The organism is Pseudomonas sp. GW821-FHT02B10 (assembly GCF_059421865.1).
The window spans coordinates 148,739-171,159 of record NZ_JBWKVU010000015.1; the positions used below are offsets into that span (position 1 = coordinate 148,739).

Consider the following 22,421-nt stretch of genomic DNA (forward strand, 5'->3'; position numbering starts at 1 on the left):
GATGCGCCAGCCACCGCGGCGTGCCACGTCAGAACGTCATGGCGGGCCCCTAGGATAGGGGCTGCCAGGCGGTTTGCGTCCTGGCCCATTGCCTGCGACGGCGCCGATCCGGACACAGTGCCGAGGCACTGACCCGGCGAGCGGTGCTTTCTGCCCTTTCGATACGCAGCAAGTGAAGGCACAATGCGCATCCTTTTTTTGGCTGGCCTGGCCGGAGGCCTCGAAATGATCAAAACGCCGTACTACCTCATCGACAAACAGAAACTGCTCGGCAACATGCAGAAGATCGCCTACGTGCGCGAGCAGTCCGGCGCCAAGGCCCTGCTGGCGCTCAAGTGCTTCGCCACCTGGTCGGTGTTCGACCTGATGCAGCAGTACATGGACGGCACCACCTCGTCGTCGTTGTACGAGCTCAAGCTCGGCCGGCAGAAGTTCGCCGGCGAGACCCATGCCTACAGCGTGGCCTGGGCCGACGACGAAATCGAAGAGATGCTCGACAACTGCGACAAGATCATCTTCAACTCTATCGGCCAGCTGCAGCGCTTCGCCGAGGCGTCCGCGGGCAAGGTCCGCGGTCTGCGGGTCAACCCTCAGGTGAGCAGTTCCGATTACCTGCTGGCCGACCCGGCGCGTCCGTTCAGCCGCCTGGGCGAATGGGACCCGGTGAAGGTCGAGGCGGTCATCGAGCAGATATCCGGCTTCATGTTCCACAACAACTGCGAGAACGCCGACTTCGGCCTGTTCGACCAGATGCTGGGCACCATCGAGGAACGCTTCGGCCACCTGCTGCACAAGGTCGAATGGGTCAGCCTCGGCGGCGGCATCCACTTCACCGGCGAAGGCTACGACCTGGACGCCTTCTGCGCGCGCCTCAAGGCGTTCTCCGAGCAGTACGGCGTGCAGGTCTACCTGGAGCCGGGCGAAGCGGCGATCACCCAGAGCGCGTCGCTGGAAGTCACCGTGCTCGACACCCTCTACAACGGCAAGCATCTGGCGGTGGTCGACAGCTCCATCGAGGCGCACATGCTCGATCTGCTGATCTATCGCCTGAACGCCAAGCTGGCGCCCAGCGCGGGCGAACACACCTACATTGTGTGCGGCAAGTCTTGCCTGGCCGGAGACATCTTCGGCGAGTATCAATTCGATCGTCCGCTGACCATCGGCGATCGGCTGTCGTTCGTTGACGCGGCGGGTTACACCATGGTCAAGAAAAACTGGTTCAACGGCCTGAAAATGCCGTCCATCGTAGTGAAACAACTCGACGGTAGTGTCGAGGTGGTTCGTGAATTTGGGTTCGAAGACTACCTGTCCAGCCTCTCGTAAGCTGGCGGAAAGGAGAGATAAAGAAATTGAAGAAGAACGTTCTTATCATTGGTGCAGGAGGTGTCGCCAAGGTGGTGGCCCACAAGTGCGCGCAGCACAACGACGAACTCGGTCGTATTGCTATCGCGTCGCGCAACATCTCCAAATGCCAGGCCATCATCGACAGCGTCAAGGCCAAGGGCAGCCTCAAACAGCCCGCTGAAATCAAAGCCTATGCGCTCAACGCGCTGGATATCGAGGCGACCAAGGCGCTGATCCGCGAGACCGAATCGCAGATCGTCATCAACGTCGGCTCCGCCTTCCTCAACATGTCGGTGCTGCGTGCCTGCATCGATACCGGCGTGGCCTACCTGGACACCGCCATTCACGAAGAACCGGGCAAGATCTGCGAGACGCCGCCCTGGTATGGCAACTACGAGTGGAAACACCTCGAGGAGTGCCAGCAGAAAAACGTCACCGCCATTCTTGGCGTGGGCTTCGATCCGGGCGTGGTCAACGCCTATGCGGCCCTGGCCAAGCAACAGTATTTCGACCGCATTGATTCGATCGACATTCTCGACGTCAATGCCGGTTCCCATGGCAAGTATTTCGCCACCAATTTCGATCCGGAAATCAATTTCCGCGAATTCACCGGACAGGTGTGGAGCTGGCAGGACAGCCAGTGGACCAGCAACACCATGTTCGAAGTCAAGCGTACCGACGACCTGCCGGTGGTCGGTTCGCAGAACCTGTACCTGACCGGTCACGATGAAGTGCACTCGCTGTCGAAGAACCTCGATGTGCCCAACGTGCGCTTCTGGATGAGCTTCGGCGAGCACTACATCAACGTGTTCACCGTGCTCAAGAACCTCGGCCTGCTCTCCGAGCAACCGGTCAAGACCGCCGAAGGCCTGGAAGTGGTGCCGCTGAAAGTGGTCAAGGCCGTGCTGCCCGATCCCGCCTCGCTGGCGCCGGGCTACACCGGCAAGACCTGCATCGGCGACCTGGTCAAGGGCACCAAGGATGGCCAGCCGCGGGAAGTCTTCATCTACAACGTGGCCTGCCACGAAGAAGCCTTTGCCGAAACCGACAGCCAGGGCATTTCCTACACCGCGGGCGTACCGCCGGTGGCCGCGGCCCTGCTGGTGGCCCGTGGCGAATGGGACGTGCAGCGCATGGTCAACGTCGAGGAGCTGCCGGCCGAGCCGTTCCTCAAGGCGCTGGACGTGATGGGCCTGCCGACCCGGGTCAAGGACGAGAACGGCGACCGTCCGTGGAACTGATTCACCCCCCGCTGTAAAAAACCAGGTGCGCCCACGGGGCGCACCTGGCTCTCGATTCCCGCCCTCTCTTGCGCCCGGATAATTCCGTCCCGCATTCAGCGCCATGAGGCGACCGCATCTATTCGGCCACCCAAAGCCAACATGGCTCGAGGCGAGTGTTTGTCGCCGGGTTTAAACGCTGTGTTTATCTGGTGAGAACCTGTTTCTGCAGAGTTATTTTCGTGAAAACCAGCGTCTTGGTTTATCTTTAATTGGAATGCAAATTGTTTGAAAGAGCACACTTATAAATGCGATCCATCGAATTAAATAATTGGTCGAAATTATATCTTTGGTTGATGGGATAAATAATATATAGCCATATCTGGCTACATTCAGCTGAATCATTCCCCAGAGTATTGAACATGAAAATAAAAGCCAGAACCATCCAGTCTTGAAATTTTTCCCTGATTTCTTTTTAACGGTGTAGCGAAACGTCAAAAAGACAGTCAAGGAAAAAAACAAGTACAGAGTAGCCGCAATTATCGAATTATTTGTCACTGGCTTTAGCTTCTTGGTACATGGAATTTATAGTTACCCCATCAGATAGCACTTCGAATGATAATGCTGAATTGCTTGTGGCTTTATAGGCGCGAACATAATCCGTCCGGATATATCTGAATAGGCGCCAAGCATCTGGCTTTAATACCATTTTTCCGACGCCATATGCAGAGAGTCCTAAGTCAGCAGTCCCATAAGCCATGTCTCCTTCAAGTGCGCCGCCGCCGAATAGTTTAGCCACCTCCTGATAAACCTTCCTGACGGGGCCTTGGGTGTCAGAGCTATTCTCTAAAAGGTTACGTCCGTTTTCATACATGTTATTGGCGCCATGGGCCATCATGAGTGAGCCTGGGAATAAGCACAGCGTACCGGCTGAGCCATAGCAAATCCCAGCGCCTGCTGCAAATTGAAATGCTCCGGCGATTACTCCTACGCCTTTTTGAGCAACCTTCAATGACTGGCTCAGCAGGCTATTCTGTTCGTTCCTGAGGTCTTGCAGCCCCTGCTCAGGGCTTTTGTTACCCTGCGCGACATCATTAACAATGCTTTTGGCGTAATAAGCGACTTCGCGGTTGAATTGCAAACGCAGCGTGCCGTCTTTAATGTGTCTAACGGCTAATGTGCTGGCTTGGCTTCCAAGTTTTCCAGCTGCGGCACTGACCATCCAGTAATCACAGCTACCCGGCATGCAACTTTCATTTTCCGGTTTCATTCGTTATTTCCCCACGTGGTATATCCGCTGGTGCCAGCGGCATGGTGGGTCCAAGTGATCTCTCGGTAACGGATGGCTACATGTTCTTGCGATTCGGCGTCGTTCTGCAAAATAGCGTGAGGCATTTCAAGTGTTAGATCAGCAATAATCCCGCCATTGATTGATACTGAATAGAATTTTTCCTGCATGCCAAAGGACGACACGCGATAAAAACTAATTGTGCAGTTTATTTTCTCTCTGGTTGAAAGTGCTTGAGCGAGGAGTGGCGAGGATTTATCAACGCTTTTTGTAATAATGATAGGGCTATGTGTGGGCTTATTAATATTTCCAATGTTGACCATGTTGTGGCTGTAAGACAGCACCATGATTTCGTCGGTATGCCCCGTCTGACACTTATTGCCGATAGAGTCTTGGGTTGAGCAGCCTGCTGAAATCAAGCCTTGAGCTTTACCAGAGATGGTCATGTATCCGTGGTTAGGCATATACGAACATCCTTTTAATGGTTTGGGTCGTAAACCCTGTATCTAACCAACATGAGGCTTTGAGCGGTATTAGACATTTCTGATAGATGCAAATCATGTGAGCCAACGGAAATGGAATGCAAGCCGGTGCGGCGCAATGCAAGCTCACTCGCATTTAAGGTGAGTAGAAGGGGCCGTCAATCGCAATTAATCTGAGCCGAAAAACGCGTTGATTGCGAGCACGGCCGTTTTCGATTGCAAGCCGTTACAGCTAGGCGTTATCGATCCGCAAGTGTTGATCCACCGCATCGAGAACCACCTCCATCGCCTCGAGGTGCGGCACGTGATGGCAGTTCTCCAGGATCAGGCAGCGCTGGCGCGCCGTCGCCAGCCTGGCGATCCGTTCGGGATGCAGCAGCGAGCCGTATTGGTCTTCCGCGCCATGCAGCACCAGCAGCGGGCAGTCGATCGAGGCCGCGCTGCTTTCCAGGGGCCAGGGCGCGAAAGCCTCCGATAGCCAGGTCTCGGTCCAGGCCGCCAGCACCCAGGGCGCCTTGGCGCCGTGGTATTTGTGCAGCCGCTGCATTTGTCCGAGGGCCTGGAACTGTTCGTCGGTTGGCTGGAGGGAAATGCCCGGTCAGCGATACTCAGGTGTCGGGGCAACGCCCTTCAGCCAGAGGATGACCAGGATGAAAAAGGACGGCACCGGCAGCAAACCGGCGGAGGAGGGGCTCTCTGCCGCGCAACGGATAGACGGGCGCATCGAGGAACTGGGCGATTGGCGCGGCGAGACGCTGGCCCGGGTCCGGGCGTTGATCCGCTAGGCCGACCCGCAGGTGATCGAGGAGTGGAAGTGGCGCGGGGTGCCGGTGTGGTCCCACGGCGGCATCCTCTGCACCGGCGAGACCTACAAGAACGTGGTGAAACTGACCTTCGCCAAGGGCGCCGCGCTGGACGACCCGGCAGGGCTGTTCAATGCCAGCCTCGAGGGCAATACCCGACGGGCGATCGATCTGCATGAGGGTGACAAGATTGACGAGGCCGCCTTGAAGGCGCTGATCCTGGCGGCCGTGGCGCTCAATACGACGCGCTGAGCGGGTGTGCCGGCCGGCAAAAAAAGCCCCTTGCCGTTTTCCCGGCAAGGGGCTGGCTGGCCTGGCTCATTCGCCTTTGATCTGCACGACCTTGTCCGCTGTCATGGCGGCGGGTTTTTTCGGCAGCGAGATACTCAGCACGCCTTTGCTGAAGCTCGCCTCGATCTTTTCGGCATCGACCCCCTTGGGCAGGTTGAACACCCGCTCGAAGGAGCCGTAATGACGTTCGCTCAGGTGGTAGCCCTTTCTGTTTTCTTGGGTCTCCTCGCGCTTTTCACCCTTGATGATCAGGCTGCCGTCGGAGAGTTTGATCTCGATATTCTTCTGATCCATGCCGGGTAATTCGGCAGTGATTTCGAAGCTCTCGTCTTTCTCGGTGATGTCGACGGCAGGCATGCCGCGGCCGATCAGCTCGCGCCGCCAGAACGGATCCACATCGAACAGCCCGCGGCTGAAGGGTGACAGGCCGGAGCCGCGATTGAAGTCATCGAACAGGTGATCGACCTGTTGCCGCAGTTTTTCCAGGGGTTGCCACAGGTCGCTCATGCTCGAGCGCCGGGTGGCCTTGTCTTCAGTCTGGATCGGCATTTTTTTCACGGAGTTGGTCATTTTCGCTTCTCCTCCCGGGTCAAGGGGCGGGCCGCGAACGTCCCTGTGGCGACCCGCCACGACAGAACGACAACCGGGCTCACTGCCTGCAAGCCCGGTTCTTGTGCCCGCGACAGCCATCGCGCGAACGTGCTGCCAGGGAGCTCGACTGGAGTCATCGATGTCGTCCCCGGCAGATGATTCGCCCGGGCCCGCTTCTATCGGGCGCAAGGTCCTGCACACGCGGCGAGCAAGTGCCGCAGGCACTGGTCTTCAAGGCCGGCCTGCGCAGCTCTGCGTGTCTTATTTAGATCGAAAATCGACGCGACAGTTTCGCCGTGGAGCATTTGTCTGACAGGCGTAACCCCCTGCTTTCACGGCATTGTTACCAACGCGCAAACACAGTTTTGGCGACGCGGTGTTTGTGCCGGTCGGGGCTTGGGGCATAAGCTTCGCTTCTTTTGGCTGCGGTCTTTTCGCGCCCAGCCTCGTCTTACTTGGCCTGCCCTGAGGAAGTCCCATGTCCAGCCAGTTCCCCCAAGCCCGTCCCCGTCGCCTGCGCCGCAGCGAACAGATGCGCAGCCTGTTCCAGGAAACCGAGTTCACCCTCAACGACCTGGTGCTGCCGATTTTCGTCGAGGAAGAGATCGACGATTTCGTGCCGATCAAGAGCATGCCGGGGGTGATGCGCATTCCGGAATCGAAGCTGGCCGGGGAGATCGAGCGTTACGCCCGCGCCGGGATCAAGTCGGTGATGACCTTCGGCGTGTCGCACCACCTGGACAGCAACGGCAGCGACACCTGGAACGACAACGGCCTGGTGTCGCGCATGTCGCGGATCGCCAAGGACGCGGTGCCGGAGATGATCGTGATGTCCGACACCTGCTTTTGCGAGTACACCGATCACGGCCACTGCGGCGTGCTGCACGGCCATGAAGTGGACAACGACCAGACCCTGGTCAACCTCGGCAAGCAGGCGGTGGCCGCGGCCCGCGCCGGCGCCGATGTGATCGCGCCGTCGGCGGCCATGGACGGGCAGGTCCAGGCCATCCGCCGCGCCCTGGACGAGGCCGGCTTCAGCCAGACCGCGATCATGGCTTATTCCACCAAGTTTGCCTCGGCGCTCTACGGTCCGTTCCGCGAGGCCGGCGGCAGCGCCTTGAAAGGCGACCGCAAGAGCTACCAGATGAACCCGATGAACCGCCGCGAAGCGGTGCGCGAGTCCTTGCTGGACGAACAGGAAGGCGCGGACTCGCTGATGGTCAAGCCGGCCGGCGCTTACCTGGACATCATCCGCGACATCCGCGAAGCCTCGCGCCTGCCGGTGACGGCGTACCAGGTCAGCGGCGAGTACGCGATGATCAAGTTCGGCGCCCAGGCCGGGGCCATCGACGAAGCGCGGGTGGTGCGTGAAAGCCTGGGCTCGATCAAGCGCGCCGGTGCCGACCTGATCTTCACCTACTTCGCCATGGACCTGGCGCTCGCCGGGATCTGACGCATCCCGGCTGAGCCCTCGCGGGCTCTATCGCGAGCAAGCTCGCTCCTACAGGGTCGGCGCTGTCCTGTGCAGGAGCGAGTCTGGCGATGACGTCAGCCGGCACGGTTCAACTATCGCGCCTGCCACCCCCCCCCCTCACAGCGTAATCTTGCGCTCCTCGAAATAGCGTTCCAGCACCTTCGGGTCCGCCGATTTTTCCGCCAATGCCACATAAGTGTCCGGCCGCAGCAGGTAGAAGCCGTTGCGCGCGAGGCCAGCGGCCTGGTGCGCCGGTTCCCAGTCGAACACCGTCAGCGGCATCTGCCGCTCGGCGCACCAGGCGCGCAGGGCGTCGCTGGTGACGCCGTACACATGCACCTGCCACCCCAGGTAGTCGAGGCTGGCGAAATTGTCGGTGACGGCGCCGTGGGCCCAGGGCAGGCGATCGCCGCCGTGGACATGGCCGGCGCTGCCGCAGCTCAGGGGCATGTCGCGGTAGTTGAGGGTGATCTGCGACACCGTGCGAAACAGGAACTCGCGCGCCGCTTCCACCGCAGTCACCTTGGGGATCAGCAGCGGCGCCAGGCGGGTGCGCAGCAGGTTGGCGATCGGCCCGTCGGCGGTGACGAAGCTGAACACCCGGTCGGTGGTGGCCACCAGGCGCCGGGCGAATTCGATGCGTTCGAACTCGTAGGTCGCCAGCAGGTGTTCCTCGGCCTTGCCGTTGAGCACCGCGGCGAGTTTCCAGGCCAGGTTAATGGCGTCGCCGATCCCGGTGTTCATGCCCTGGCCGCCGGCCGGGCTGTGCACATGGGCGGCATCGCCGAGGAGGAAGGCGCGGCCGCTGAAGAAGCGCTCGGCCACCCGGTGATGCACGCGGTAGGTGGAGAACCAGTTGACCTTGTCGACCTGCACCTTGAGGTTGTCCATGGCGCGCCGGCTGACGTCCTCGAACCTGAGGGTTTGCGCCTGTTCGGCACGTTCGTCGCGCACCGTGCCGATCAGCCGTGCCCGGCCTTCGCCGGCCAGCGGAAAGACCGCGAGGAAGTCCGCCTCGTCGAGGTCCGCGTGCAACTCGCCATTGAGCGCCGGCCCGCGGGCGTCGACATCGGCCACATAAAACACCTGCTGATAGGTGCCGCCGGGAAAGTCGATGCCCAGGGTCTTGCGCACTGTCGAATGGGCGCCGTCGCAGCCGGCCAGGTAGAAGGCCTGGCAGGTTTCCTCCTGGCCGTCGGGGCCGCGCAGCTGGGCGCTGACCAGGTGGCCGTGGTCGATGAAGCCCAGCAGTTCGGTCTGGCGCTCGACTGTTACGCCGAAACGCTGCAGACGCTCGATCAGCAGTTGTTCGTGCTGGTCCTGCGGGTAGATTTCCAGGAAGGGGTAGGGCGTCAGGTCGGCGCCGATGCTGCTCAGGGGCAGGTGGGCGGCCTGTTCGCCCTTGACCCAGAGGTTGGCGGCCGGCACCCGGTGACCCTGGTCGAGGATCGCCTGGGTCAGGTCCAGCTGGCGGTACAGCTCAAGGGTCCGGGCCTGCACCGCCAGGGCCCGGGAGGTGGTGCCGGGGCCGGCGGTCTGGTCGAGGATGCGCACCTTGACCCCTTGCCGGCTCAGCCACAGCGCCAGAACCAGGCCGGTGGGGCCGGCGCCAATGATCAGTACGTCGCTGCGGTTCATGTCCTTGCCCTCGTCGAGAGATCAATGTCATGCCGGTTTCGTGTAGCAGGTTTCAGCGCTGGGCGAACGCCAGGTTCAGGCCCAGGGCGGCGAAGCTCGCGGCAAAGCTGCGGCGCAGCCAGTTCTGCACCTGGGGCGATTCGATCACTGCCTTGCGGAACAGGTTGGCCAGCAGGCCGTAGATCACGAATACGGCGAAGGTCATCGCCATGAACACACCGCTCAGGCCGAGCATCTGCATGGCCGGCGAGGGGCCGTCGTGGCTGATGAACTGCGGCAGGAAGGCCAGGAAGAAAATCGTCAGCTTGGGGTTGAGGATGTTCAGCAGGCAGGCCTTGAGCACCAGGCCGCCGGCGCTGGTGGCGGGCAAGTGGGTGTCCACGGCGAAGGCCGAGCGGTCGCGCCAGGTGGCGTAGGCCAGGTACAACAGGTAGGCGACCCCGGCGAACTTCAAGCCCTGGAAGGCCAGCGCGCTGGTGTGCAGGATGGCCGACAGGCCCAGCACCGAGGCCAGCAGGTGCGGGACTATCCCGGCGGTGCAGCCGATGGCGGTGAACAGGCTGGCGCGCTTGCCGGCCACCAGTGCCGTGGAAATGGTCAGGATCACGCCGCTGCCGGGGATCAGCACGACGATCAGCGAGGTGATGAGAAAGTCCAGTGAGAGCATGGCGCAGGGGACTCCAGGGCAGGTAAAGGACGCTCAGGTCTGGCTGAACACTTCCAGCAGGTGGCCGTCGGGGTCATCAAAATACACCCGGCGTCCGCCTTCGTGGCGGTTGATTTCATTGGGGCGCTGCTTGCCCGGGTCGGCCCAGAACACCAGGCCGCGCTGGCGAATGCGTTGCAGTATCGGTTCGAAGTCGTCGGCGGCGACCAGAAAGGCGTAGTGCTGGGAGGCGATGGGCGGGTCGTTGTCGTAGTAATCCAGGGACACGCCGTTATCCAGTTGCACCACCAGCATCGGGCCGAAGGGCACAGGTGGCGGCAGGCCGAGCACCTGCACGAGAAAATCCGTCGACCGTTGCTTGTCGCGGCACCAGACGATGGTGTGGTTGAGTTGCACGCTCACGATAGGCCCCCTGTGTTGTTTTTCTGTGGGCGATGAGGTTTCAGATTAGGTGAAATTCGCCGTCGGTCACGGGGAATGCTCAAATGGCCTGTCGCTGGCACGGAACAGCGCGGCGCCTTGAGGGTCGATATCCGCGGCGACGCATGCACCTCAAGCGCGGGCCACCTTCGGAATTACTGGGAAGCCATGTCTATAAAACCTCTGCATTCACTTCGCTGGGCCGCTGTCGCGGCCTCGCTGGCCCTGGCCGGCTGTGCCGGTCAGTTCGGTTCAAAGGCGCCGGCGCCCAGCCCGGCCCAGGTCCAGGCCCAGGTGGCGCGCCTGCTGCCGGCCAAGGTCGCCGATCGCCAGGGCTGGGCCCGGGATATCCAGGTGGCCTTTACCGCCCAGGGCATCGAGCCGAGCAAGAGCAACCTCTGCGCGGTGCTGGCGGTGGCCGAGCAGGAGTCCACCTATCAGGTCGACCCGCCGGTGCCGGGGCTGGGCAAGATCGCCCGCAGCGAAATCGACCGCCGCGCGGCCAAGGTGCATGTGCCGTCGATGCTGGTCAGCGCGGCGTTACAGGTGCGTTCGCCGAACGGCAAGTCCTACAGCGAGCGCCTGGCCGGGGCGCGCACGGAGAAGGAACTGAGCACGATCTTCGACGACTTCATCGGCAGCGTGCCCATGGGCAAGACCCTGTTCGGCGGCTTTAACCCGGTGCACACCGGCGGGCCGATGCAGGTCAGCATCGACTTCGCCGAGCAGCAGGCACGCAATTACCCCTACAGCGTGGACGGCTCGATCCGCCGCGAGGTGTTCAGCCGGCGTGGCGGCATGTATTTCGGCATCGCCCACTTGCTCGGTTACCCGGTGAATTACCCGCAGCCGCTGTACCGCTTCGCCGATTTCAACGCCGGCTGGTACGCCAGCCGCAATGCCGCGTTCCAGAACGCCCTGAGCGTGGCCTCGGGGATTTCCCTGGCGCTGGACGGCGACCTGATCCGCTACGACTCGATCATGCCCGGCAGCACCGAGCTGGCGGCGCGCGCCCTGGGCAAATCCCTGGACATGCGCAACCCGACCATTCGCAACCAGCTGGAGAAGGGCAACAGCCTCGAGTTCGAAGACACCAAGCTGTACAAGCGGGTATTCGCCTTGGCCGATCAGGCCCAGGGCAAGGCTTTGCCGCGGCAGATCCTGCCGGGCATCCAGCTGAAGAGCCCGAAGATCACCCGCAAACTGACCACCGCCTGGTTCGCCAAACGGGTGGACGAGCGGTATCAGCGCTGCATGGCGAAGTGAGCAGGGTGAAAGCGATCGATCGGGGAATCCCGATGCCCTGAAATGAAAAAAGCCCGGCTGATAAGGCCGGGCTTTTTTTCGAGTACTGCGGACCGCGCAATCATACGGCGCGACGCTCGATCAGACGGTCGGAACCACCTTCGGCAACGCGACGTTCGATCAGACGGTCGGAGCCACCTTCGGCAACACGACGTTCGATCAGACGGTCGGAGCCACCTTCGGCAACGCGGCGTTCGATCAGACGATCAGCACCACCTTCAGCGACACGGCGTTCGATCAGACGATCGGAGCCACCTTCGGCAACGCGACGCTCGATCAGACGGTCGGAACCACCTTCGGCAACGCGACGCTCGATCAGACGGTCGGAACCACCTTCGGCAACGCGACGTTCGATCAGACGATCGGAGCCACCTTCGGCAACACGGCGCTCGATCAGACGATCGGAGCCACCTTCGGCAACGCGACGTTCGATCAAGCGATCGGAGCCACCTTCGGCAACGCGACGCTCGATCAGACGGTCGGAACCACCTTCGGCAACGCGACGTTCGATCAAGCGATCGGCGCCACCTTCGGCGACACGTTTTTCAATCAGGCGATCCGAGCCACCTTCGGCGACCACCGGGTAGGCCGAGGACGCGGCAAAAGCGTTTGCTGCAAGAACCGAGAAAGCGATGCTGAGAAGAATTTGGCGTTTCATGGTGGTGTGCTCCGGGGTGTTGTTTGGTTGGTATGGAGCAGATGTTACGCGGCGGATTTTTTTTGAGAATTTCATTGGGTCGATGGTGACCATCGACGCCAATGATAGCTGCGCCAACCCCCGGAACAGAGCCTCAGGCCGGTTCTTCGCAGGCCTGCGGCGGGCTCCATTGCAGCCCCGAAGCCTGCAACAGCTCCCGGGTATAGGGGTGTTGCGGCGCGCTGAAGATCGCCTGCGACGGCCCTTGTTCCACCACCTTGCCGTCCTTGATCACGATCAGGTCGTGGGCCAGGGCGTGGACCACCGCCAGGTCGTGGCTGATAAACAGGTAGGTCAGGCCGTGGCGCACCTGCAACTCCCGCAGCAGCTGGACCACCTGCTTCTGTACGGTGCGGTCGAGGGCCGAGGTGGGTTCGTCCAGCAGGATCAGCGCCGGCTCCAGCACCAGGGCGCGGGCGATGGCGATGCGCTGGCGCTGGCCGCCGGAAAATTCGTGGGGGTAGCGGTGGCGGCTCCGCGGGTCGAGGCCGACTTCCTCGAGCACGCGGATCACCGCCGCCTCGCGTTCCTCGGCGGTGCCGATACCGTGGGTCAGCAGGCCTTCGGCGATGATCTGTTGCACCGACATGCGCGGGCTGAGGCTGCCGAACGGATCCTGGAACACCACCTGCAACTGCCGGCGCAAGGGGCGCATCAGGCGCTGGTTGAGGATGCTCAGCTCCTTGTTGCCGAAGCGGACGCCACCCTCGGACTCCACCAGCCGCAGGATCGCCTGGCCGAGGGTGGACTTGCCCGAGCCGGACTCGCCGACGATGCCCAGGGTCTTGCCCCGGTGCAGGCTCAGGCTGACGCCGTCCACCGCCTTGATGTAGTCGCGCTGGCGGCTGAACAGGCCCTTGGGCAGGGGAAACCAGACCTTGAGTTCACTCACTTCCAGCAGATTGTGCGAATAGGCGCTGGGCACCGGGGCGCCGCTGGGCTCGGCTTCGATCAGCAAGCGACTGTAGGGATGCCGTGGGGCGCTAAACAGCGCCTCGCACTCGGCCTGCTCGACGATCTCGCCCTGGCGCATCACGCACACCCGCTGGGCGATGCGCCGCACCAGGTTGAGGTCGTGGCTGATCAGCAGCAGCGACATGCCCAGGCGTTGCTGCAACGCGATCAGCAGTTCGAGGATCTTGCGCTGCACCGTCACATCCAGCGCCGTGGTCGGCTCGTCGGCGATCAACAATTCCGGCTCGTTGGCCAGGGCCATGGCGATCATCACCCGCTGGCGCTGGCCGCCGGACAACTGGTGCGGGTAGGCCTTGAGGCGTTTGTGTGGCTCGCCGATACCCACCAGCTCCAGCAGTTCCAGGGTCCGCGCCCGGGCCGCGCGACCGCGCAGGCCCTTGTGCACGTCCAGCACTTCGCCGATCTGTTTCTCCACGGTGTGCAGCGGGTTCAGCGAGGTCATGGGTTCCTGGAAGATCATCGCGATGCGGTTGCCGCGCAGGGTGCGCAACTGGGCGTCACTGGCCTGCACCAGGTCCAGGCCGGCGTAGCGGATGCTGCCCTGGGTCTGCACCTTCTGCGCCGGCAGCAGGCGCAGGATCGAGTGGGCGGTCACCGACTTGCCCGAGCCGGACTCGCCCACCAGGGCCAGGCATTCGCCACGGCGGATATCCAGGTCCAGGCCATGGACCACTTCGGTGCCGGCGAAGGCCACCTTGAGGTTGCGGATTTCAATCAGGTTGTCGTGCATGTCAGCTCCGGGGATCGAAGGCGTCGCGGCAGGCTTCGCCGATAAACACCAGCAACGAGAGAATCAGCGCCAGGGCGAAAAACGCCGTCAGGCCCAGCCAGGGGGCTTGCAGATTGCGCTTGGCCTGGCCGATCAGTTCGCCCAGGGAGGCGGTGCCGGCGGGCATGCCGAAGCCGAGAAAATCCAGGGCGGTGAGGGTGGCGATGGCGCCGGTGAGAATGAACGGCAGGTAGGTCAGGGTGGAGGTCATGGCGTTGGGCAGGATGTGCCGGCGCATCAGCTCGCCGTCGCTCAGGCCCAGGGCCCGGGCGGCCTTGACGTACTCCAGGTTGCGCCCGCGCAGGAACTCGGCGCGCACCACGTCCACCAGGGCCAGCCAGGAGAACAGCGCCATGATCCCCAGCAGCCACCAGAAGCTCGGCGAGACGAACCCCGAGAGAATGATCAGCAGGTACAGCACCGGCAGCCCCGACCAGATTTCCAGCAGGCGCTGCCCGAACAGGTCGACCCAGCCGCCGTAATAACCCTGCAGGGCGCCGGCGGTGATGCCGATCAGCGCGCTGATGGCGGTCAGCACCAGGGCGAACAGGATCGACACCCGTGTGCCGAAGATCACCCGCGCCAGCACGTCCCGGGCCTGGTCGTCGGTGCCCAGCCAGTTCTGCGCCGAGGGCGGGCTGGGGGCCGGCAGGCTGAGGTCGTAGTTGACCGTGTCGTAGCTGAAGGGGATCGGCGGGAACAGCATCCAGCCGCCCTGGCCCTCGATCAGTTCGTGCACGTAGCTGCTGGAATAGTCGGGCTGGAACGGCAGTTCGCCGCCGAACTCGGTTTCGTCGTAGTCGCTGAGGATCGGGAAATACCAGGCGCCGTGATAGCGGATGACCAGGGGCTTGTCGTTGGCGATCAGCTCGCCGCCCAGGCAGACCAGGCACAGGCCGATAAACAGCCACAGCGACCAGCGACCCCGGCGGTTGGCCTTGAAGTGCTCGATGCGACGACGGCCCAGGGGAGAGAGTGTGAACATCAGGCAGTCCTCGCCGAGAAGTCGATGCGCGGATCGACCAGGCTGTAGCACAGGTCGCCGATCAGCTTGATCAGCAGGCCGAACAGGGTGAACAGGAACAGCGCGCCGAACACCACCGGGTAGTCCCGCGACACCGCCGCCTCGTAGCTCATGCGGCCGAGGCCGTCGAGGTTGAAGAGGGTCTCGATCAGCAGCGAGCCGGCGAAGAACACCTCGATCAGCGCCGTGGGAATGCCGGCGATCACCAGCAGCATGGCGTTGCGAAACACATGGCCGTAGAGCACCCGACGCTCGCTCAGGCCCTTGGCCCGGGCGGTGACCACGTACTGGCGGCTGATCTCGTTGAGGAAGCTGTTCTTGGTCAGCAGGGTCAGGGTGGCGAAGCCGCCGATCACCAGCGCCGACACCGGCAGCACCAGGTGCCACAGGTAGTCGCCGACCTTGGCCAGGGGTCCGAGGCTGGCGAAGTTGTCCGAGACCAGGCCCTGCACCGGGAACCAGTCCAGGTAGCTGCCGCCGGCGAACACCACGATCAGCAGGATGGCGAACAGGAACGCCGGCATGGCGTAGCCGAGGACGATGGCGCTGCTGGTCCAGGCATCGAAGGCGCTGCCATTGCGGATCGCCTTGCGCACTCCCAGGGGAATCGACACCAGGTAGGTGATCAGGGTCGCCCACAGGCCCAGGGACAGCGAGGTCGGCAGTTTCTGCAGGATCAGGTCGGTGACCTTGGCCCCGCGGAAGAAGCTGTTGCCGAAGTCCAGTTGCGCGTAGTTCTTCAGCATCAGCCACAGGCGCTGGTGCATTGGCTTGTCGAAGCCGTAGTGGTGCTTGATCTCCTCGATCAGCGCCGGGTCCAGGCCACGGCTGCTGCGTCCGCCGCCACCCACCGCGGCGACCTCGGCGCCACCGCCCATGGCATGCCCGCCGAAGCCTTGCAGGCGGGCGATGGCCTGTTCCACCGGGCCGCCGGGCGCGGCCTGGACGATCAGGAAGTTGACCACCAGGATGCACAGCAGGGTGGGGATGATCAGCAGCAGGCGACGACTCAGGTAACGGCCCATGTCAGTGCGCCTCCACGGTGCCGCGCAGGGTGCTCATCTGGCGGCTGGTCAGGGCCTTGGGGCTGACCTCCCACCAGGTGTTCAGGCCCTCGTCGTAGATCGGCGCGATGGCCGGCCGACCGAAGCGGTTCTGGAACACCGTGGGCGTGCCCTTGGAGTAGTAATTGGGAATCATGTATTGGCCCCATTGCAGCACCCGGTCCAGGGCCCGGGCGTAATGCACCATCTCGTCGCGGCTATTGGCCTGGACCAGGCCATCGATCAGGCGGTCCACTGCCGGGTTGGCCAGCACCATGGAGTTGGAGCTACCGACCTGGGTCGCGCTTTGCGAACCGTACAGGCTGTACAGCTCGCGACCCGGGGAGACGATGGGGTCGCCGCTGCGGGGGAAGCTGGTGACGATCATGTCGTAGTCCCGGGCGTTGAGCAGGTTGATGTACTGCGCCGAATCGATGCGCCGCAGGTTGAGGGTGATGCCGATCTGCGCCAGGGTGCGTTTGTACGGCAGCAGCATGCGGTCGAAGCCGCCCTGGCCATCGAGAAAGGTGAACTCCAGTGGCTCGCCGGCGGCGTTCACCAAACGGTTGTTCCGGGGTGTCCAGCCGGCCTCGGCCAGCAGGCGCAGGGCCTGCAGCTGCTTGTCGCGGATGCGGCCGCTGCCGTCGGTCTGCGGGGCCCGGTAGACCTGGGTGAAGACTTCGTCGGGGATCTGTCCGCGCAGGGGTTCGAGGATCTCCCGTTCGCGGGCGTCCGGCAGGGCGGTGGCGGCCATCTCGCTTTTCGGCCAGTAGCTCTGCTGGCGCACGTAGAAGCCGCGCATCATCTGCTTGTTGGTCCACTCGAAATCCCACAGCAGGGTCAGCGCCTGGCGCACCCGGCGGTCGTGGAAGACCGGCTGCTGCAGGTTGAACACAAAGCCCTGGGCGGCGGTGGGCTTGTCGGGTGCGAGGATCGCCTGTTGCAGGCGGCCGTCGCGCAGGGCCGGGCTGTCGTAGCCGACCACGTAACCGGACGAGGAAAACTCGCGGTTGTAGTCGAAGGCGCCGGCCTGCAGCAACTGGCGCGCGACGTCGGTGTCGCCGTAGAAATTCACCGTCAGGCGGTCGAAGTTGTACAGGCCGCGGCTGACCGGCAGGTCCCTGGCCCACCAGTTCGGGTCGCGCTCGAAGCTGATGCTGCGCCCGGCGTCGACCTTGCCGACCTTGTATGGCCCGCTGCCCAGGGGCGGCTCGAAACCGCCGCCGTTGGCGAAGTCGCGGCTCTTCCACCAGTGTTCGGGCAGCACGCGCAGGGTCGCCAGGTCCAGGGCCAGGGTGCGGTTGAGGTTGTTCTTGAAGTCGAAGCGCACCTGCCCGGGGCCTTCGATCACCACGTCCCGCACGTCGCCGTACAGCTGGCGATAGCTCAGGCTGCCCTTGCTCAGCAGCAGGTCGAAGGTGTAGCGCACGTCTTGCGCGGTGATCGGCGTGCCATCGGCGAAGCGTGCCCTGGGGTCGAGGTAGAAGCGCACCCACAGGCCGTCGGGGTCGCGCTCCATGCGTTCGGCCACCAGCCCGTAGACGGTGTAGGGCTCGTCCAGGGAGCGAAAGGCCAGGGGCGAATACACCCAGTCGTTGACCTGGGCCACCGCGATGCCCTGGTCGGCATAGGGGGTGATGTAGTTGAACTGGCCGATCTCCATCGAGGCGCGGCTCAGGGAGCCGCCCTTGGGCGCATCGGGGTTGACGTAGTCGAAGTGCTGGAAGCCCGGCGGGTACTTCGGCGGTTCGCCATAGACCGTCATGGCATAGCTGCCATGGGCGGCGGCCAGGGCCCCGCCGGCGGCGCCAAGCAGCGCGGCGGCCAGCGCCAGCCCAGCCAGGGTGCGGGTCAGTGCAGACATGATCGAAAGGTTCCTCGTGATGCCGGAAAGCCTGGGTCGGCAGGGCGAAAAGACCCACGGCGGCGGGCCGCCATGGGGCGCGAATTCGCAATGCGGCCGGGGCCGGCCGGAGTCTTGCGCGGCCCCGGCGGTGACTCAGAAGTGGTACGTCATGCGCGCGAACAGGGTGCGGCCCAGCGGGTCGGTGTAACGAGGGTCGTAGCCGCTCTGGAAGTTGTAGGCCTGGTTGGAGAACGGTGGGTCGCGGTCGAAGACGTTCTTCACCCCGGCGTCGACGTCCAGCACCTTGTCGAAGGTGTAGCCGGCCGCCAGGTCCCACACCGAGTACGAGGCCACGCGGGCGTTGGTGCTGCGGTCGTAGTCGTTGTAGCCGGTGGTGAAGCGGTTGCTCAGCGAGGCCCGCGCGGCGCCCAGGGTCCAGGTGCCGGTGAGGTTGTGTTTCCAGCGGGCGATCACGCCATCGCCCTCGAAGTCGCCGACCTTGTCGGTGAACGGCCCCTTGATGGTGCTCTGGAAGTCGTAGCTCTTGACGTAGGTGCCTTGCAGCCCGAGGCCGAACTGGCCGTAGGGGGTATTGGGGAAACGATAGTCCAGGGACACGTCGACACCATTGGTTTCGACTATGCCCAGGTTGGCGTTGCCGGTGACGATGTAGTTCAACGAACCGTCGGCGTTGCGCACGAAGCGGTCGGCATAGGCGCCGGACTGGTCGAATACCGTGGATTCGGGGAACGGTTGGATCTGGTTGGAGATGTGAATCCACCAGAAGTCCAGGCCCACCGACAGGTCACGGATCGGCTGATAGACGAAGCCCAGGGTCACGTTGCGGGCCTTTTCCGGGGCCAGGTCGGTGTTGCCGCCGATCTGGTTGAGGAACTGCTGGCCGCAGTCACGCCCGCCGTTGCCGCCGGGTTGCACCACGCCGCCGGTACAGAGCACCGGGTCGTTGTAGTAGCCCTGGGTGTAGGTGATGCTGCGCGGCGCATACAGTTCGTACAGCGACGGCGCGCGGAAACCTTCACTGTAGGCACCGCGCACCACCAGTTCCTTGAGCGGCTGGTAGCGGAACGAGTATTTCGGGTTGGTGGTGCTGCCGAAGTCGCTGTATTTGTCGTGGCGGATGGCCACGGACAGTTCCAGGCTGTCGAGCACCGGTACGTTCAGTTCGGCGTAGGCCGCCCTGACACTGCGATTGCCCTCGACGCTGCCGGACGGGTCGATGCCCAGGCTCTGGATGTCACCGGCGAACTCTTCGTAGTCCTGGTGGAATTTCTCCTTGCGGTACTCGCCGCCCAGGGCCAGGCCGGAGGGACCGGCACCGAACCAGTCGCCGATTTCGCGGCTGACGCGCCCATCGAAACCGACGACCCGGCCGACAGCCGTGGAGTAGGCGCCGTGGTAGGCCGCCTGCTCGATGTAGTCCTGGCCGGCCTGGGTCTGCGGGCCGAACGGGTTGAGCAGGCCGCTGGCCAGGCCGGCGATCATCGCGCGGTCGCTGACGTAGCCGTTGGTGACGCTGGAGACCACCTTGTTCTGGTTGTAGGAGGCACCGAGGTTGTAGTCCCAGCCGGCCACCAGGCCGTCGAAACTCAGGACGAAGCGCTGGCTGGTGTTCTGGTCCTTGGATTCCCGCGCACCGGCGGCGGTTTCGCGCCAGTTCACGCCGATCGGCTGGCTCGGGTCGAGGCTGAAACCGGTCGGCGCCGGGGTGATGCCGTTGCCCGGGTAGTAGGGCGAGGAAGCGTCCAGGCTCAGGCCGGTGAGGGGGGCCGGGCCGACCGCCGTGGCGTTGTTGTTGCGCGACCAGAAGTACTCCAGGTTGACGTTGTGGTCGTCGGCCAGCTTGGCGGTGCTCTTGCCGAAGAACGAGGTCTTTTCGGTCTCCGGCACCAGGTCGATGTACTCGCGGGTACTGAAGCGGCACAGGCCCTGGCGGGCAATCAGGTTCGGTCCGTTGCAGTTGCTGCCGGCCAGCGGGTTGGTGGCGTTGTCGCCCTGGGTGTAGTTGCCCGGAAAGGCCGTGCCCGAGGTCTGGTCGAGGCCGCGGCCGGGGCGGTAGTCGGTGGCGAAGGAGCGGTCGTTGGCATCGAGGTTCTGCTGCTTGTTGTAGTTGAACACCCCGAGCACGTTGAAGCGGTCTTCTTCCAGGTCGCCGAAGCCCCAGCTGGCGCTCATGTCCTTGCTCGCACCGCCGCCGCTGTGGGTCGGGGTTTCGCCACCGAGAGTCAACTGGCCATCGGTCATGGATTTTTTGGTGATGAAGTTGATCACGCCGCCGATGGCGTCGGTGCCGTAGAGGGCCGAGGCGCCGTCGCGCAGCACTTCGACCCGGTCGATGGCGGCGAAGGGGATCATGTTCAGGTCCACCGCGCCGCCGGCCGAGTTGGTGCCCGACAACGCGTTGTTGGCCAGGCGCCGGCCGTTGAGCAGCACCAGGGTCTTGTTGGCGCCGATGCCGCGCATGTCGGCGAAAGAGGCGCCGCCGGTGGCGGCTCCCACCGAGCCGGCGCTGTTGTTGATCGACTGGCTGCCGGTGATGCGCTGCACCAGTTCGGCGGTGGTGCTCACCCCCTGTTTGCGCAGCTCTTCGGCGCGCAGGATGGTGATCGGCACGGCGGTTTCGGCATCGACCCGGCGGATCGCCGAACCTGTCACTTCGACCCGTTGCAGCTGGGTGGTGGGCGCCACGGCCGCGGCACTGGCGGCTGAGACGGCGGCGCTGCTGTCAGCGTCCTCTTCCGCGGCTTGCGTGGTGCCGGCGCCCAGGCCCATGGCCATCAGGTACAGCGGGACAAAACGGTGCCGTTGCAGCGTGGTCACCAGTGGCTTGAGCGTGAAACGTGGAATGTTCATCAGCATGATTACTTCCGACTCTTTCAGACGTTTATCGAAATGGCCTTGTGGGCCCTCATTGCTCCGGCTGGGTTGTACCGGCCCCGGAAAACCACTTTCTTCAAGCAAGCCGATCCCCTCCGCAGGCGCGTGGCGTCTTGCGGTCGGCCGATTGCGACGGGATTTTTCGAGGCAGTGCCTGGCGCGTCCCTCAGGGGGCGCCAGGCACTGCCTTCATCGGGTGGTCATCACGGATATCCTGGTGATTCCCGAACGTTCGATGGAGGCCATGGCCTTGGCCACCTGGCCGTAGTTGACGGCGGCGTCGGCCTGCAATTGCACGCGCACCTCGCTGTCCTTGGCCTTGACCTCCTTGAGGCTGCTTTCCAGCAGCTCGGGGGCCACTTCGGACTTGGCCAGGTAGAACTTGCCGTCCTGGTCGACGCTGACCACCACCGGGTCTTTCTTCTCGGCAGGGGCCACGGCGTCGGTTTTCGGCAGGTTGACCTTGATCGCGTTGGTCATCAGCGGGGCGGTGACGATGAACACCACCAGCAGCACCAGCATCACGTCCACCAGTGGCGTGACGTTCATTTCACTGAGCACTTCGTCGCTGTCTTGAGTAGAGAAGGACATCAGCTGGCCTCCCGTACGGCGTGGGCGGTCTTGCTGGCGATGGCCTGGCGGCTGATGGCGAAGGCGCTGCGCTGGGCCAGGGCGTCGAAGTCATGGGCGAAGTCGTCCATGCTGGCCGAGGCCAGCTTCAGGCGGCGCAGGAAGAAGTTGTAGATCAGCACCGCCGGCACGGCGACGGCAATGCCCACGCCGGTGGCGATCAACGCATGGCCGATCGGCCCGGCCACGGTTTCCAGGCTGGCCGAACCGCTGGCGCCGATGCTCTGCAGGGCCTCCATGATCCCCCAGACGGTACCGAACAGGCCGATGAAGGGCGCGGTGCTGCCGATACTGGCGAGCACCGCCTGGCCGCTTTCCAGGGCCCGGCGCTCCTTCTGGATCTGTTGGCGCAGGTTGCGCTCCAGGCGGTCGGCGCGGTTGATGGTGTGGGCCAACTGCTGGGTGGTGCGCGGCGACTCTTCCACCAGCAGGGCCTCGAAACCGCTGCTGGCGATGCGCGCCAGGGAGCCGGGGTACTGGCTGGCGTGCTCGGCGGCGGTGAGCAGGTCCGGGGCGCTCCAGAAGGCCTTGCTGAACTGCCGGTTCTGGGTCTTCTGCCGCAGGTACTGCGCCGACTTGACCAGCAGCAGTGCCCAGCTGACCACGGAAAACAGCACCAGGGCCCAGAGCACGCCGGGGACAATCAGGGATGTCAGGGAATCGTTCATGGCTACACCTCGCATGCGTAAACAGGTTGTGAGTTCAGGTCAGGCCGCGGTCATTGCGGCAATTTGAAATCGATGGTCTGGGTGGCGAAGCCTTCGATCGGCGTGTCGCCGCGCTTGGCCGGGATGAATTTCCAGTTCTTCACCGCGGCCACGGCGGCCTCGTCCAGTTGCGGCTTGCCGCTGGAACGGGTGACTTCCACGCTGCCGGCGCGGCCGTTGGGCAGCACCTTGATGCGCAGCACCACCGTGCCTTCCCAGTTGCGGCGCAGGGCCAGGGACGGGTATTCCGGCGGCGGGTTGCCGAGGCTGGCCAGGCCGGAAACCGCCGCCGATTCCTTGACCGGCCCGGGG

20 protein-coding genes and 1 pseudogene are annotated in these 22,421 nt (G+C 63.5%); 5 read left to right on the forward strand and 16 right to left on the reverse strand.

Translation table 11 applies throughout. The features are described from left to right. Positions 1-225 precede the first annotated feature (225 nt). On the forward strand, positions 226-1,323 hold the full coding sequence (nspC, locus tag AC07VU_RS26595) for a carboxynorspermidine decarboxylase (protein WP_495030791.1): 1,098 nt from the start codon (positions 226-228) through the stop codon (positions 1,321-1,323). A 26-nt stretch (positions 1,324-1,349) separates the two neighbouring features. After that, positions 1,350-2,585 carry a saccharopine dehydrogenase family protein gene (locus AC07VU_RS26600; RefSeq protein WP_092305147.1) on the forward strand — a complete coding sequence of 412 codons (1,236 nt, stop codon included), beginning with the start codon at positions 1,350-1,352 and terminating at the stop codon, positions 2,583-2,585. A 526-nt stretch (positions 2,586-3,111) separates the two neighbouring features. Here the strand turns inward: AC07VU_RS26600 and AC07VU_RS26605 are convergent. The 3 genes from AC07VU_RS26605 to AC07VU_RS26615 all read right to left on the reverse strand — a co-directional run bounded on the left by AC07VU_RS26605 (position 3,112) and on the right by AC07VU_RS26615 (position 4,881). Beyond that, complete coding sequence (locus AC07VU_RS26605; protein ID WP_495030792.1) at positions 3,112-3,834, reverse strand: DUF4225 domain-containing protein; 723 nt, start codon at positions 3,832-3,834, stop codon at positions 3,112-3,114. Continuing rightward, a complete protein-coding gene (locus tag AC07VU_RS26610) occupies positions 3,831-4,316 on the reverse strand; it encodes an Hcp family type VI secretion system effector (RefSeq protein WP_495030793.1) in 486 nt (161 codons plus the stop codon). The genes AC07VU_RS26605 and AC07VU_RS26610 overlap by 4 nt, the downstream gene beginning before the upstream one ends. Before the next feature lie 250 nt (positions 4,317-4,566). Then, positions 4,567-4,881 (reverse strand): alpha/beta fold hydrolase, encoded by a 315-nt coding sequence (locus tag AC07VU_RS26615; RefSeq protein WP_274306324.1) that lies wholly within the window; start codon positions 4,879-4,881, stop codon positions 4,567-4,569. 103 nt (positions 4,882-4,984) lie between these two features. On the opposite strand from AC07VU_RS26615, the pseudogene AC07VU_RS26620 reads away from it, so the two are divergent. Beyond that, positions 4,985-5,389, forward strand: a pseudogene (locus AC07VU_RS26620) (DUF1801 domain-containing protein). Between the two features lie 66 nt (positions 5,390-5,455). On the opposite strand, the gene AC07VU_RS26625 reads toward AC07VU_RS26620, so the two are convergent. Further along, positions 5,456-5,998 (reverse strand): Hsp20/alpha crystallin family protein, encoded by a 543-nt coding sequence (locus AC07VU_RS26625; RefSeq protein WP_495030794.1) that lies wholly within the window; start codon positions 5,996-5,998, stop codon positions 5,456-5,458. A gap of 499 nt (positions 5,999-6,497) precedes the next feature. Between AC07VU_RS26625 and hemB the strand changes: the two genes are divergently transcribed. Next, positions 6,498-7,472 carry a porphobilinogen synthase gene (hemB, locus tag AC07VU_RS26630; protein WP_053260515.1) on the forward strand — a complete coding sequence of 325 codons (975 nt, stop codon included), beginning with the start codon at positions 6,498-6,500 and terminating at the stop codon, positions 7,470-7,472. 138 nt (positions 7,473-7,610) lie between these two features. Here the strand turns inward: hemB and AC07VU_RS26635 are convergent, their stop codons facing one another. Genes AC07VU_RS26635 through AC07VU_RS26645 form a run of 3 tightly spaced genes read right to left on the reverse strand, consistent with a single transcriptional unit; the run spans position 7,611 to position 10,200 of the window. Beyond that, positions 7,611-9,131 carry an FAD-dependent oxidoreductase gene (locus tag AC07VU_RS26635; RefSeq protein ID WP_087088298.1) on the reverse strand — a complete coding sequence of 507 codons (1,521 nt, stop codon included), beginning with the start codon at positions 9,129-9,131 and terminating at the stop codon, positions 7,611-7,613. Between the two features lie 52 nt (positions 9,132-9,183). Then, positions 9,184-9,798, reverse strand: a complete 615-nt coding sequence (locus AC07VU_RS26640) for a LysE family translocator (protein WP_274306328.1) — start codon at positions 9,796-9,798, stop codon at positions 9,184-9,186. Positions 9,799-9,831: 33 nt separating this feature from the next. Next, positions 9,832-10,200: a VOC family protein gene (locus AC07VU_RS26645; protein ID WP_277588367.1), complete on the reverse strand. Its 369-nt coding sequence runs from the start codon at positions 10,198-10,200 to the stop codon at positions 9,832-9,834. A gap of 186 nt (positions 10,201-10,386) precedes the next feature. Between AC07VU_RS26645 and AC07VU_RS26650 the strand changes: the two genes are divergently transcribed. Next, positions 10,387-11,484, forward strand: coding sequence for a DUF1615 domain-containing protein (locus AC07VU_RS26650; RefSeq protein ID WP_053260519.1), 1,098 nt, complete (start codon positions 10,387-10,389; stop codon positions 11,482-11,484). 100 nt (positions 11,485-11,584) lie between these two features. On the opposite strand, the gene AC07VU_RS26655 is transcribed toward AC07VU_RS26650, so the two are convergent. From AC07VU_RS26655 to AC07VU_RS26695, 9 genes are all read right to left on the reverse strand, one after another. Then, entirely contained in the window at positions 11,585-12,181 is a 597-nt protein-coding gene (locus AC07VU_RS26655) for a phage infection protein (protein ID WP_495030795.1), read from the reverse strand. A 133-nt stretch (positions 12,182-12,314) separates the two neighbouring features. Then, entirely contained in the window at positions 12,315-13,925 is a 1,611-nt protein-coding gene (locus AC07VU_RS26660) for an ABC transporter ATP-binding protein (RefSeq protein WP_495030796.1), read from the reverse strand. A 1-nt stretch (position 13,926) separates the two neighbouring features. Beyond that, positions 13,927-14,949 (reverse strand): ABC transporter permease, encoded by a 1,023-nt coding sequence (locus AC07VU_RS26665; RefSeq protein WP_495030797.1) that lies wholly within the window; start codon positions 14,947-14,949, stop codon positions 13,927-13,929. After that, positions 14,949-16,013 carry a microcin C ABC transporter permease YejB gene (locus tag AC07VU_RS26670; protein WP_009043169.1) on the reverse strand — a complete coding sequence of 355 codons (1,065 nt, stop codon included), beginning with the start codon at positions 16,011-16,013 and terminating at the stop codon, positions 14,949-14,951. The genes AC07VU_RS26665 and AC07VU_RS26670 overlap by 1 nt, the downstream gene beginning before the upstream one ends. Position 16,014: 1 nt before the next feature. After that, positions 16,015-17,895: an extracellular solute-binding protein gene (locus tag AC07VU_RS26675; protein ID WP_495030798.1), complete on the reverse strand. Its 1,881-nt coding sequence runs from the start codon at positions 17,893-17,895 to the stop codon at positions 16,015-16,017. A 135-nt stretch (positions 17,896-18,030) separates the two neighbouring features. After that, positions 18,031-20,754 carry a TonB-dependent receptor gene (locus tag AC07VU_RS26680; RefSeq protein WP_277588371.1) on the reverse strand — a complete coding sequence of 908 codons (2,724 nt, stop codon included), beginning with the start codon at positions 20,752-20,754 and terminating at the stop codon, positions 18,031-18,033. Between the two features lie 207 nt (positions 20,755-20,961). Further along, a complete protein-coding gene (locus AC07VU_RS26685; protein WP_009043172.1) occupies positions 20,962-21,363 on the reverse strand; it encodes an ExbD/TolR family protein in 402 nt (133 codons plus the stop codon). Continuing rightward, the gene (locus AC07VU_RS26690) at positions 21,363-22,070 is read right to left on the reverse strand and encodes a MotA/TolQ/ExbB proton channel family protein (protein ID WP_009048248.1); all 708 of its coding nucleotides are present in this window, start codon (positions 22,068-22,070) and stop codon (positions 21,363-21,365) included. The genes AC07VU_RS26685 and AC07VU_RS26690 overlap by 1 nt, the downstream gene beginning before the upstream one ends. Positions 22,071-22,120: 50 nt before the next feature. Beyond that, positions 22,121-22,421 (reverse strand): energy transducer TonB (locus tag AC07VU_RS26695; RefSeq protein ID WP_495030799.1); only part of this gene is annotated, 301 nt, incomplete at its 5' end.